10 protein-coding genes and 1 pseudogene are annotated in these 12,731 nt (G+C 68.8%); 6 read left to right on the forward strand and 5 right to left on the reverse strand.

Features of this window, described 5'->3' with window-relative positions; all coding sequences use genetic code 11:
• Nucleotides 1-12 precede the first annotated feature (12 nt).
• Nucleotides 13-1,110 (reverse strand): Nif3-like dinuclear metal center hexameric protein, encoded by a 1,098-nt coding sequence (locus TTY48_RS01825; protein ID WP_220655889.1) that lies wholly within the window; start codon nucleotides 1,108-1,110, stop codon nucleotides 13-15.
• Nucleotides 1,111-1,163: 53 nt separating this feature from the next.
• On the opposite strand from TTY48_RS01825, the gene TTY48_RS01830 reads away from it, so the two are divergent.
• Both TTY48_RS01830 and TTY48_RS01835 read left to right on the forward strand, forming a co-directional pair.
• Entirely contained in the window at nucleotides 1,164-1,631 is a 468-nt protein-coding gene (locus tag TTY48_RS01830) for a low molecular weight protein-tyrosine-phosphatase (RefSeq protein ID WP_220655890.1), read from the forward strand.
• On the forward strand, nucleotides 1,624-2,508 hold the full coding sequence (locus TTY48_RS01835) for an SURF1 family protein (RefSeq protein ID WP_220655891.1): 885 nt from the start codon (nucleotides 1,624-1,626) through the stop codon (nucleotides 2,506-2,508). The genes TTY48_RS01830 and TTY48_RS01835 overlap by 8 nt, the downstream gene beginning before the upstream one ends.
• Here the strand turns inward: TTY48_RS01835 and TTY48_RS01840 are convergent.
• From TTY48_RS01840 to TTY48_RS01850, 3 genes are read right to left on the reverse strand one after another with little or no spacing between them, the layout of a single operon-like run.
• Nucleotides 2,450-3,382: a cobalamin biosynthesis protein gene (locus TTY48_RS01840; protein WP_220655892.1), complete on the reverse strand. Its 933-nt coding sequence runs from the start codon at nucleotides 3,380-3,382 to the stop codon at nucleotides 2,450-2,452. The genes TTY48_RS01835 and TTY48_RS01840 overlap by 59 nt on opposite strands.
• 14 nt (nucleotides 3,383-3,396) lie before the next feature.
• Complete coding sequence (locus TTY48_RS01845) at nucleotides 3,397-4,011, reverse strand: glyoxalase (RefSeq protein WP_220655893.1); 615 nt, start codon at nucleotides 4,009-4,011, stop codon at nucleotides 3,397-3,399.
• Nucleotides 4,012-4,071: 60 nt separating this feature from the next.
• On the reverse strand, nucleotides 4,072-4,401 hold the full coding sequence (locus TTY48_RS01850) for a hypothetical protein (protein WP_220655894.1): 330 nt from the start codon (nucleotides 4,399-4,401) through the stop codon (nucleotides 4,072-4,074).
• Between the two features lie 194 nt (nucleotides 4,402-4,595).
• Here TTY48_RS01850 and TTY48_RS01855 point away from each other — a divergent pair, with 194 nt between their 5' ends.
• Together TTY48_RS01855 and TTY48_RS01860 are read left to right on the forward strand one after the other, a co-directional pair.
• Nucleotides 4,596-4,946 (forward strand): hypothetical protein, encoded by a 351-nt coding sequence (locus tag TTY48_RS01855; RefSeq protein WP_220655895.1) that lies wholly within the window; start codon nucleotides 4,596-4,598, stop codon nucleotides 4,944-4,946.
• A gap of 46 nt (nucleotides 4,947-4,992) precedes the next feature.
• On the forward strand, nucleotides 4,993-6,411 hold the full coding sequence (locus TTY48_RS01860) for an NAD(P)/FAD-dependent oxidoreductase (protein ID WP_220655896.1): 1,419 nt from the start codon (nucleotides 4,993-4,995) through the stop codon (nucleotides 6,409-6,411).
• A 670-nt stretch (nucleotides 6,412-7,081) separates the two neighbouring features.
• Here TTY48_RS01860 and TTY48_RS01865 read toward each other — a convergent pair.
• Nucleotides 7,082-8,253 (reverse strand): IS3 family transposase gene (locus TTY48_RS01865; protein WP_374758672.1). Its coding sequence is split into 2 segments (ribosomal slippage): nucleotides 7,082-7,990 and nucleotides 7,993-8,253, totalling 1,170 coding nucleotides; the frame shifts between segments, so codons are not numbered across the junction.
• Between the two features lie 1,000 nt (nucleotides 8,254-9,253).
• Here TTY48_RS01865 and TTY48_RS01870 point away from each other — a divergent pair.
• A complete protein-coding gene (locus tag TTY48_RS01870; protein WP_220655897.1) occupies nucleotides 9,254-11,479 on the forward strand; it encodes a hypothetical protein in 2,226 nt (741 codons plus the stop codon).
• Nucleotides 11,480-11,540: 61 nt separating this feature from the next.
• A pseudogene (locus TTY48_RS01875) lies at nucleotides 11,541-12,714 on the forward strand (IS3 family transposase).
• Nucleotides 12,715-12,731 lie beyond the last annotated feature (17 nt).

Here is a 12,731-nt window from a genome sequence, read left to right on the forward strand (position 1 = left end):
CCCGGGCGCGGGTCAGGCGCGAACCGTGAACGGATCGGTGGGCCGGTCGTACACGCGGGCGTCGAGGACGGAGCCGAGCAGCTCGGCGACCGCTGCGCACCAGGGGAACTCGGTGCCCCAGTGGCCGGCGTCGAGGACGGCGGGTCCGCCCGCACGCAGATGCTCGTCCACCGGGTGGTGCCGCAGGTCGCCCGTCACATAGGCGTCCACGCCGAGCCGGGAGACGGTGCCCAGCAGTGAGTCTCCGGCGCCGCCGCACACGGCGACGGTGCGGACCGGTGCGTCGGGATCGCCCGCGGCGCGCACCGCCACGCCCAGAGCCCGCGCCGCGCGCTCGGTGAACTCCCGCAGTGGCACGGCCTCCGGGAGGCTGCCGACGCGGCCGAGGCCCCACTCCCGCTCGCCACCGACCAGTTCCAGCACGTCGAAGGCGGGCTCCTCGTACGGGTGCGCCCGCCGCAGCGCCCGCTCGATCTCCGCCCGGGCGGAGCGATCGGCCACCAGCTCCACCCGGGTCTCGCGGACCGTCGTGGGCTCGCCCACCGCGCCGACCGCGGGGTTCGCGGCGGTGCCGGGGAGGAACTGTCCGGTGCCGTCGACGCGCCAGGCGCACTCGGAGTACTCGCCCACCCGGCCCGCGCCGGCCGCGAACATCGCCGCCAGCACCTCGTCGGCCTGCTCGGACGGCACCATGACACCCCACCGATCCAGCGGCCGGGCCTGGTCCAGGTACTCGACGGGCCCGGTCACGGTGAGGCCGAGCGCGGCGGCGAGGGCGTCGTTGACGCCGCCGTGCGCGCGATCGGCATTGGTGTGCGCGGTGAACAGGGCGCAGCCGCCCGTGATCAGCCGGTGGACGAGCGCGCCCTTCGGGGTGCTCGCGGCCACGGTGTCGACGCCACGGAGCAGCAGCGGGTGATGCGCGACGATGAGCTGCACGCCCTGATCCAGGGCGGCATCGACCACGTCGGCGGTCACGTCCACGCACGCCAGCACCCGGGTGACCTCTGCGGCGGGATCGCCGCACACCAGCCCCACGCTGTCCCAGCCCTCCGCGAGTCGCGGCGGATAGGCCTCGTCCAGGATCCGGATCACGTCTGCGAGCAGCATGGTCTCAGCGTAGGCGGCGCGGTGCCCGCGGGAGCTTCGGGCAAGATGGAGGCGTGAGTACCCCGCTGCATGTCACCTTCGTGTGCACCGGCAACATCTGCCGATCGCCGATCGTCCGCATCGTCTACGAACGGGCGGTCGCGGATGCGGGGCTGGCCGGGAGGGTGCGGGTCACCAGCGCCGGCACCGGCGGCTGGCACGAGGGTGATCCCGCCGATCACCGCGCCCGCGCCGTGCTCGCCGAGGCCGGGTACCCCACCGAGCACGCCGCCGCGGAGGTCACGGCCGATCACCTCGGCGCGGATCTCGTGGTCGCGCTCCACCGCTCGCACGTCGAGCCGCTGCAGTCACTGGGCGTGCCCGACGAGCGGCTGGAACTGCTCCGCAGCTTCGATCCCGAGGCGTCCAGCGAGAGCGTGCCCGACCCGTACTACGGCGACCTCGACGACTTCCGCGCGACGCTCGCCCAGGTCGAGGCCGCGATGCCGGGGCTCATCGAATGGACCGAGAAGAATGCCTAACTGGGTGCGCGTCGTCTTCCAGCCGCGGTGGATCGCCCTGGCCGTGGCCGTGCTCGCCTTCACCGCGCTGTGCTGGTCGGTGCTGGCGCCGTGGCAGCTGAACAAGAACAGCTCCACCAGCCACCGCAACCAGCAGATCAGCGACTCGGTGAACGCCGATCCGGTGCCGGCGGCGCAACTGCTGGGCGGGCGCACCGAGGTGCCCAAGGACGCCGAATGGCGCAAGGTGACCATCACCGGCCGCTACCTGTCCGACAAGCAGTCGCTCGCCCGCCTACGCAATCAGGACGGCAACCCGGCGTACGAGGTACTCGTCCCGTTCGCGGCCGACGACGGCGCCACCTACCTGGTGGATCGCGGCTTCGTCCGCACCCCCACCGGCGGCGTGATCCCCGAGATCGCCCCGGCGCCGTCGGACACCGTCACCCTGATCGCGCGGATTCGCGCGCCGGAGACCACCTCCGCCGATCGCGGTCCCCGCACCGAGGGTGGATACCTGCAGGTGTACGCGATCGATCCGCGCGCCATCGGCCCCGCCCAGGGCATCGTCTTCGCGCCCGGCTACCTCAACCTCGCCGAGGGCCAGCCCGGCGGGCTCGGCCCGATCCCGCTGCCGATGCTCGACGCCGGTCCGTACCTCTCGTACGGCCTGCAGTGGCTGGCGTTCGGGATCATGGCACCGCTCGCCCTGGGCTACTTCGTGTACGCCGAACTGCGACGCCGGCGTGAGGACCGCGAGGTGATCGCCGCGGGCACCGCCCCGGCGCCCACGGAACCGGGCGGCCCGGACACCGAGACGCAGGCGCCGCGCGAGGAGGTCAGTCCCGAGGCCGCGCGCGCCGCCCGAATCGCCGACCGGTACGGGCGGCGAGGATAGTCGCGGCCAGCGCCCCGAATTCGACGGCGCGCGAGAGGCGCGCCGCCCGCGCCAGATCGCGCGGCTGCGGCTCCCGGCCGTGCCCGAGCGTGGGCCGCATCTCCACCCCGTGCGCGTACTGCGTGCGTCCGCCCAGTTGCAGGCCGAGCGCGCCTGCGGCACTCGCCTCCGCCACGCCCGCGTTCGGGCTCGGGTGTTTCGCCGCATCGGCGCGCCAGGCCCGCAGCGCGTCCGACGGTGCGCCACCCACCGCGGGCGCCACGGCGACCGTGACCGCGCCGGTGAGCCGCGCGGGCAGGTAGTTGAGCACGTCGTCGAGCCGGGCCGAGGCCCAGCCGAAGTCCGCATAGCGGTCGTTGCGGTAGCCGACCATCGCGTCCAGCGTGTTCGCCGCCCGGTACCCCAGGAGCCCGGGGAGCCCGAACAGCGCGCCCCAGAACAGCGGAGCCACCGCGGCGTCCGAGGTGTTCTCGGCGACGGATTCGGTGGCGGCCCGGGCCATTCCGAAGGCGTCGAGTACCGACGGGTCGCGCCCGCAGAGCGACGGCAGGAGCGCGCGGGCACCGTCCTCGTTCCCGGCTTCCAGGTTCCGGCCCAGCTCCGATCCGACTCCGCGGAGGCCTGCCCCACCGACCACCACCCAGGTGCCCACCGCGGTGGCACCGGGAACGTTCCGAAGCGCGTAGCCGAGCGCCGCGGCCCCGCCCACGAGGATCGCCGTGTAGACCGCTCCGCGGGTCTTCGAGGGCGCGTAGATCCCGCGCTCCACCGCCGCTGCCACCGAGCCGAACCCGGCGACGGGGTGGTACCGGCGCGGATCGCCGAAGACCTCGTCGGCCAGCACGCCGAGAGCGAGTTCCGCGGTCCGGTTCACGGGAGTCGACGGTACTACGCCCAGACGAAGCCGTCGGGGTCGGTGACCGGGCCGAGGGCACCGTCGATCCGCAGCCGGTGGGCCCCGCTCCCCTCCTGGGCGACGCCCGCGTTCTTCGCCGCCAGCTTCCGGCCCGAGAGCGCGAGGTTCACCGAGCCGGGCGAGGACTCGAACTCGACGTACTTGCGGCCGAAGGACTTCGCCACTGCGAGCCCGTGCTGGGTGTAGAACGTCTTGGTGGCCGCCACATCGTCCACACCGAGTTGCAGCACCAGATCGTCGATCACCCGCAGCGGGGCACCGGTGTTCTTCTTCGACGAACTCGCAATGGTCCACACGGTCCCGTCGGGCGCGCGGAAGGCCCCGCCGTAGCCCCACAGCGACTTCTGCGCAGACTTCGTGGACTGGGCACCGGCGGCGATCGCGGCGTCGTAGAAGGAGTCCACGACCGCGGGTTCCGCGACCACGAGCGAGAGCACGAAGCCGCGGAACCCGGCGGTGTCCGGGGTGGCCTCGGAGAAGCGGATGCGCTCGTCGGGGCCGATGGCGGTGGCGTAGAAGTCCTGCGCGGCGGCGGTGTCCGCCACCTCCAGCGTGACGGATCGGATCGGGGTCGGTGAGCTTGTCATGGCGATGACGCTACGACGGCCGCCCACCGGCCGCTTCTCGATTCCTGACCGTTCCCGGCGTCACACCCGGGGAACCCGGCGGCGCCACCACGGTTCGGACCGCCACGCGAGCGAATAGTCGACCGTGATCTCGCGATAGCGCTCGTCGAGCTCGGCCACCGCAAGCCGCAACCTGCGTGCTCGGCGACCGCCGTTGCGCATCATGCCCTCGAGTCTCTCGCGGGCATCAGTGAGTACCGCGCCGTTGCAGCAGTCGCAGGCAGGGTCGAGGCCGTAGAACTCACCGCGCAGGACGCGGCGTTCGGAACGTTCGACGTGCTCGCGCCACTCGGCGAGGAGGGCGATGGCGGGGACTTCCGGCCGCGGCTTGCGCGGGCGGTGCGGGTTCATCCGCGATGGGCCGAAGCCCTTTCGTTGAGATTCATATGCGGCGCCGTGACGTGGCGCGACCGGTGCGATGCGGCCGAATTGCCGCCGGATCAGCCTAACACCTGTTCACGATCACCAACTTCATGTTAGCGTCCCTCATGATTGCTTTCACGAAAACGAGTCGCCGCGTCCTCGGCTCTCTCGGCGTGGCCGCCATGGCATCCACCCTCGCGCTGCCCGGAATCGCCAGCGCCGCACCGAAGGACGACGCCGCATTGGCGAAGTCCATCGCCTGCGCCTACGCGGCATCGGTCGCCCAGCATGCGGCCGGCGCCAGCGGCAACGGCCGGAGCGAGAGGCTCATCAGCGAGCGGGACGGGATCTACCTGGTGGAGTGCAAGGTCTGGGTCACGCCACCGGGCGACTCCACCGTGCTGTTCAACGACGAGCGGCCGCCCCTGATCTACCGGATCACCGTCGATGGCAACAACCGGTTCTTCGTGGTGGGCGCCGAGGGCCCGGACGTGCCGCCGGTCCGGCCGGGCGCACCTGCCCGCACCGTCTGACCTGGACGGCCGCCGGCGCGAGTAGCGTGACCGACGGAGGTGCCTGATGAGTGAATCCGTCTACGACGTCATCGTGATCGGAGCCGGCCCGGTCGGCGAGAACGTGGCCGACCGCGCGGTCCGGGGCGGCCTCAGCGCCGTCCTGATCGAGAGCGAACTGGTGGGCGGCGAATGCTCCTACTGGGCGTGCATGCCGTCGAAGGCGCTGCTGCGCCCCGGCCAGGCCGTCGCTGAGGCGCGGCGCGTGCGGGGCGCGGCGGAGGCCGTGATCGGCACCGTCGACCCGATCGCCGTGCTCGCGCGCCGGAACGCGGTGGTGCACGACTGGTCCGACGACGGCCAGGTGCGCTGGGCCGAGGGCGCGGGCATCACCGTGGTCCGCGGACACGGGCGCCTGTCCGGCCCGAAGACGGTGACCGTGACCACCGCCGACGGCGCCGCCTCGACACTCACCGCCCGGCAGGCGGTGGTCGTGGCGACCGGCACAGACGCCGTGGTCCCACCCGTCGACGGGCTCCGCGAGTCCCGCCCGTGGACGAGCCGGGAGGCCACCAGTGCGAAGCAGGTCCCCGGGCGGCTCGTGGTGATCGGCGGCGGCGTGGTCGCCGCCGAAATGGCCACGGCCTATGCCTCATTGGGGTCGACGGTCACCATGCTGGTGCGGAGCACCCTGCTCGGGAACATGGAGCCCTTCGTGGGCGAGCTGGTGGGTGCCGCGCTACAGGAGCAGGGCGTGGAGTTGCTGCTCGGCAGCTCTCCCCGCCGAGTTTCCCGGGCGGGCGACGAGGTGACGGTCGAGACCACCGACGGCCGGACGATCGTGGCCGATGAGGTTCTCGCGGCCACCGGACGCAGCCCGCGGACCGGCGACATCGGCCTGGAATCCGTGGGCCTGGAACCGGGTTCGTGGCTGGACGTGGACGACACCATGCTCGTGGCCGGCTTCGACTGGTTGTACGCCGTGGGCGATGTGAACCACCGGGCACTGCTCACCCACCAGGGCAAGTACCAGGCCCGCGCCGCCGGTGATGTGATCGCCGCCCGCGCCACGGGCGCACCGGTGTCCGACGAGCCCTGGGGAGCGCACGTCGCCACCGCCGACCATGCCGCCGTGCCGCAGGTGGTCTTCACCGATCCCGAGGTGGCCTCCGTGGGCCTCACGGAGGCGGCAGCGCGCGCCGCGGGTCACGCTGTGGCCGTGGCCGATTACGACCTCGGCTGGGTGGCAGGTGCGAGCCTGTACGCGGACGGCTACACCGGCCGCGCCCGGATGATCGTCGACACCGATCGCGGCGTGCTGGTGGGCGCCACCCTAGTGGGTTCCGCCGTCGCGGAGCTGTTGCAGGCCGCGACGATCGCCGTGGTCGGGGAGGTGCCGCTCGACCGTCTGTGGCACGCCGTCCCGGCGTACCCGACGATCAGCGAGGTGTGGCTCCGGCTGCTGGAGACCTACCGCGACCGGTAGTCCCGATGGCCCTGAATCCGGGTTACCCCATGCACCGGCCCAATTGTTGCGGTTGCCGTGAACGAGTGACCGCGAGCCACCTCATGATCCGTTGATCCGGCCCTCCTATTGACCTATTTATCCGGGCCTCCGACGAACCCACGGTCGCCGGGGCCATTCAGCTGCGAGTCGGATGGCCCGCGCCATCGAGCATCCGGAACTCCCTGAGGCGACTGTCGTTGTCGCGGCAGCCAGGTAGCAGCAACGATTTCGCCGATGCAGCAGACGGCTCTGCAAGTGGTACATGTGTCAGAGATGCTGGCAATCCGCTGCAACGCACAATCACGCGACTGCTACCACCGCAAACGAGGGAATCGCACGTACCCGTCGCCATCCGACCTGCCCATCGGCTGGCCTCAATGCCCTCGAACGCGCTCATCCGCGACAACCGGAATCTTCGAACTCATCGGGTGGCACCACTGCTGGCGGCGCAGCACCATGACTGCCCGAGCTGCCCCGCGAGGCGTCTCGCATGGCACGCAAACTGAAATCCGCCAGCGCGCCCCACGCATTCTGGTTAGCGAATGCAAACTCTGGATTAATTGCCGGCCCTAGGGATAGACGCCGTCACGATTGCTCCTTTACGTTAGGGTCTGCTGAAGGTTTCGTTGTCACTTCAGCTCAGTGATTGTTAGGCCGCGTTGGCGGCTGTGTAGATCATCTCAAATTCGATGGGTGTGAGCTTGCCGAGTGTGCGTTGTCGCCGGCGGCGGTGGTAGGTCCGTTCGATCCAGACGACGATTGCCGTCCGCAGTTCCTGGCGGGTGGTCCACTGCTGGCGGTCGAGGACGTTCTTCTGCAGCAGCGAGAAGAACGATTCCATCGCTGCGTTGTCCCCGGCGGAGCCGACCCTGCCCATCGAACCGCTGAGCTGAAACCTGTTGAGCTGCTCGGTGAACCGGCGTGATCGGAACTGGCTACCTCGATCCGAGTGCACTACGCATCCGGCAACCGCGGCAGGGCCACCGCGCCGGGTCACGGCGCTGTTGATGGCGTTGACCGCGATGCGGGTCTTCATCCGTTCGTCGATCGAGTATCCGACGATCCGATTCGCATAGACGTCTTTGACCGCGCACAGATACAACTTGCCCTCGCGGGTGTGGTGCTCTGTGATATCAGTGAGCCACAAACGGTTCGGGGCCTCAGCGGAGAACTCGCGTTCTACCAGGTCGTCATGGACCGGCGGTCCGGGACGTTTGCCGCTGCCGCGCCGGCGGCTGTGCGCGGAGAACAGACCAGCTTGTGAGCACAGCCGCCACACTCGCCGCTCCGACACACTGTGACCGGCAGCGACGAGTTCGTCGGCGATGAACCGATACCCGAACTCCGGATCATCACGATGGACATCGACCGCAGCATTAGTCACCACCGCATCATCGACATCACGGTCACAGACTGGAACAGCGCTCCAGGCATAGAAGGCTTGGCGGGAGAACTTCAGAACCCGGCAGGTCACCGCGACGGCAATCCCGTCAGCGGCCAGCTCGCGGACCAGCGGGAACATCATTTTGGGGACGAACCGAGCTTCAGATTCGCCTGCGACAAATACGCCGCCGCCCGCCGAAGGACTTCATTCTCCTGCTCCAACAGCCGGATCCGCCGCCGCGCTTCCCGCAGCTCCTTCGCCTCGTCCCGGCTCACACCGGGACGAACACCGTCATCGACATCGTCTTGCCGCAGCCACCGCCGCAAACACGACTCCGCGATCCCGAAATCCTCCGCTACCTGTTTGAGCGAGACCTGCCCCGACCTGGCCACGCGGACCACATCAGCACGGAACTCCTCTGGATACGCCTTCGGCATGGTCGATCATCCTTCCAGCAACAGTCCGCAGACCGCTACAGATCAGGTGACAACTAGACCTTCAGCAGACCCTTACGTAGGATCTCTTGTCCTGGTCGGGCTCTGGTGAAGGTTGTCGCTGGTGATCAATCCTGCGCTGTATTCGGTTGTGTTGGCCGTGGTGTGCTGTATTGCGGCAGGCCGGGTGTTCGCCGGTCGGCGCGGCTCCGCTGCCGGCGTTGTGCGGCATGTCGGGTTGCCGGGTGTGGTGTGGTGGCACGCCGCGTTGGGTATGGCTTTGTTCGGCGCTGCGATGTTCGGCGTGTTCAACGCCCCAACAGCGACCGCAGACCCCGGCAACACCTCATCGTCCTCCTCATCATCGCCTGGTGAAGCGTCGACTCCTGGCGGCGCGGAGCCTTCCTCCGGATCGCAAGGGGCTTCGGGATCGCCAGAGCCCTCAGGGCCGACCAGTTCAGGTAGTGCGGGGTCGTCTGCGACGTCCGACGAAAGCAGCAGGAGCGACAGCACGACAGAGACCGGCGGCACGGCGCATACTTCTGCATCGACGCCGGGGGGTTCGGCCCCCGCCGGGTCGGCTGCCGGTGCGGCGGCCCCGTCCGGTTCGGAGACCGTCCGGGGAGGGCCAGGACGCGGACCCTGGGGATCGGCTGCGTCGGGCGCGAGTTCCGCGCAATCCGCTAGCACCTCCACTGCAGGTTCGGGTACCGGGATATCTGAGAAAGCTTCTGGTGCTGTACAGGTTCCGTCGTCGTCGCGGGCGGCAGGCAGCTCTACGGTCCTTTCGAATGCCGGGGATGGCGCGCTTTCGGGGGCCCCGCTGACCGGCGTGGTCGCGGTGGACCCGGTCACGGGGATAGGCAGTTTGTCGGGGTCAGCTTCGCCGGGCGGTCGAACGTCGACTGCAGTGGGGGGTGCGTCCGCCGCGGCGGCCGGCGCTGCGTCGGGTTCGGCCCCGGGGGCGTCCGGTGCTGTCGGCGCTGAGGATGTTCGGCGGCCGGTGGTAGTGGTCGCGCCGGAGGAGCAGTTCGAATACAAGCCGGGCGTGGACGGCTATTTCGTGTTCCGGTTGCCGGGGTCGACGGTTGCTGCTGCTACGGGTAGTTCGTCTGCGGCTGCGGGGCTTGGTGTCGGTTCCGGTGTGGGTTCGAATACGTTCATGTTCTTGCCGTCGGCTGCGTCGCCGACGGACTACCAGTTCCCGATCACCCATGAGATCGGGCAGAAGCTTGTTTCCCGCTCGGACGGCTCGGTTGATGTTGTCGACCTGACCGGTGCAGTCGTAGGGACGATTGGTGTGCCGTGGGCTATTGATGCCCAGGGCCGCAAGCACGCCACCTGGTACAGCATCGAGCAGGCAGGGCCGACATCAACGAATGTGACTCAGCACATCCGCCCGGACGCTGATGCTGCGTATCCGATCCTCGCCGACCCGACAGCCATTCTCCCCGGAGGAACCGCGCCTGCGCCCGCTCCCGACCCCACCCCCTACCAGCCGTATCGTCCGCAGCCCAGCACCGGTTCGGGCGCTGGGAGCGGTTCATTGTCGGGATCCGGGTCGGGCAGTGGTTCGGGCAGTCGTGGGTCATCGTCGGGGTCCGGTAGCGGCTCCGGTACCGGTGGTAGCGGCGGTGGTAGCGGACCGCCGGGGGATGGAACCTCCACCGACCCTGGCTTTTCACGGGACTACGACCTCAACCGCCTGCCCGGCGGCGGCAGCACCCCTGGTTTCGGTGGCGCGAAAATCGACGACGGCTCCGGCTCCCGGTCGACCCCCAGTGCCGGGAATTGGGATGTGCCGAAGCTGGACTTCTCCACACCTCCTGCGACGACGGGCGGGGCACCGTTGTTCGGGTTCAACCCGTTCACCGGCAACACCACGTTGATGGGGATCAAGTTCAACGCCTGGGACACCATCGGCGGTCTCGCCAAAGGGCTCGGCGACATCGCCAAGGGCGTCGGTAAAGCGGTTGACGGGATCGGCGACATCCTCAAACCGAAACCGACCCCGACTACCCCCACGGCTCCCTCTGCTGGGAACCCGACGGTTCCGGGCACAGGGGAACCCATCGCGCCGGTAATTGCTGGTGCCGCTGCGGTAATCGCTTTGATCGGCCTCGCGGCCTGGTTGGCGATGCCCAAGCCGCAGCAGCAGGCAGCGATTCGGGAACTGTCGATTGAGCTCAACCGCTGGTACAACAATGCCCGCGACCGCATCCTCGGCCCCGCGACCCCGAACACCAAGCCGAAGACGACTCCCGGCAATCCCGCGGTTCCTGCCACACCGACCACACCGGTGCAGCCATTCACGCCGCCAGCGGCGGGGACACCTCCCACCACGGTGCTCCCGTCCGATCCGGGAACAACGGCACCGTTCACCACCCCCGGTGGTGGAGGTTCGGTGATCGGCACCCCCACCCGTCCCGGCGCCGGCACCCAGGCTCCGGCGGTCCCTGCCAACCCGGCAACCACATCGGTCCCCGGCGGCAACGCCCCCAACAACGACGACGACGATCCCGACAAAGACAAGGACCGCCAGACCTACCCCGCAGGCGGGATCATCGGCGCCGGCCTCGGCGGTGCGGTCATCGAAACCCCCGGCCTGCCAACCACTCCCAACACCACACCCGGGGCAGGCAAGCCGCCGACCTTCGACCCGACCCCACCGCCCGGGACCGCCCCCGGCACCAGCACCGACGACCCCCGCAAACCGGACCCCAACAAAACCCCCGACCAAAGCAAACCGGTCGAAACCACACCCGCCCCCACCACCCCGAAAAACCCCCTCCTGGGCCTAGCCGAAAACATCCTCGGATTCTTCTTCCCCAAACCGAAGACACCCGAACCCACCGGCACACCACAGACGCCCACCCAGCCAGGCAGCACCACACCCGGCACCGGAACCAACACCGCCGAAACGGGAGGCGGAGGCGGTAAGCCCGACGGCACTAAGAGCGACAGCGCGACCGGCACCAACGGCAGTAGCGGCGCCGAAACAACAACGCCAGGAAAAGAGACCCCCGATAAGGGCGGCAACAGGGCGGGGAGCACATCCGGAGATCCCAGCGGCTCTGCCACCAGCTTCTCTGAGAAGGAACTCGCTACGGCGGCGGCACTTGAGGTGTACTCCGACGAGATCGCCACTGCCGCTGGGGCTCTGCAGAAAGAAGCCGCGGCCCAGACTAAGGCCGAGCTCGAAGCTGCCCAGCAACGGTGGGTCTGCTGAAGGTCTAGTTGTCACCTGATCTGTAGCGGTCTGCGGACTGTTGCTGGAAGGATGATCGACCATGCCGAAGGCGTATCCAGAGGAGTTCCGTGCTGATGTGGTCCGCGTGGCCAGGTCGGGGCAGGTCTCGCTCAAACAGGTAGCGGAGGATTTCGGGATCGCGGAGTCGTGTTTGCGGCGGTGGCTGCGGCAAGACGATGTCGATGACGGTGTTCGTCCCGGTGTGAGCCGGGACGAGGCGAAGGAGCTGCGGGAAGCGCGGCGGCGGATCCGGCTGTTGGAGCAGGAGAATGAAGTCCTTCGGCGGGCGGCGGCGTGATTTGTCGCAGGCGAATCTGAAGCTCGGTTCGTCCCCAAAATGATGTTCCCGCTGGTCCGCGAGCTGGCCGCTGACGGGATTGCCGTCGCGGTGACCTGCCGGGTTCTGAAGTTCTCCCGCCAAGCCTTCTATGCCTGGAGCGCTGTTCCAGTCTGTGACCGTGATGTCGATGATGCGGTGGTGACTAATGCTGCGGTCGATGTCCATCGTGATGATCCGGAGTTCGGGTATCGGTTCATCGCCGACGAACTCGTCGCTGCCGGTCACAGTGTGTCGGAGCGGCGAGTGTGGCGGCTGTGCTCACAAGCTGGTCTGTTCTCCGCGCACAGCCGCCGGCGCGGCAGCGGCAAACGTCCCGGACCGCCGGTCCATGACGACCTGGTAGAACGCGAGTTCTCCGCTGAGGCCCCGAACCGTTTGTGGCTCACTGATATCACAGAGCACCACACCCGCGAGGGCAAGTTGTATCTGTGCGCGGTCAAAGACGTCTATGCGAATCGGATCGTCGGATACTCGATCGACGAACGGATGAAGACCCGCATCGCGGTCAACGCCATCAACAGCGCCGTGACCCGGCGCGGTGGCCCTGCCGCGGTTGCCGGATGCGTAGTGCACTCGGATCGAGGTAGCCAGTTCCGATCACGCCGGTTCACCGAGCAGCTCAACAGGTTTCAGCTCAGCGGTTCGATGGGCAGGGGTCGGCTCCGCCGGGGACAACGCAGCGATGGAATCGTTCTTCTCGCTGCTGCAGAAGAACGTCCTCGACCGCCAGCAGTGGACCACCCGCCAGGAACTGCGGACGGCAATCGTCGTCTGGATCGAACGGACCTACCACCGCCGCCGGCGACAACGCACACTCGGCAAGCTCACACCCATCGAATTTGAGATGATCTACACAGCCGCCAACGCGGCCTAACAATCACTGAGCTGAAG

Source organism: Tsukamurella sp. TY48, from assembly GCF_019656655.1.
Lineage (GTDB): Bacteria > Actinomycetota > Actinomycetes > Mycobacteriales > Mycobacteriaceae > Tsukamurella > Tsukamurella strandjordii.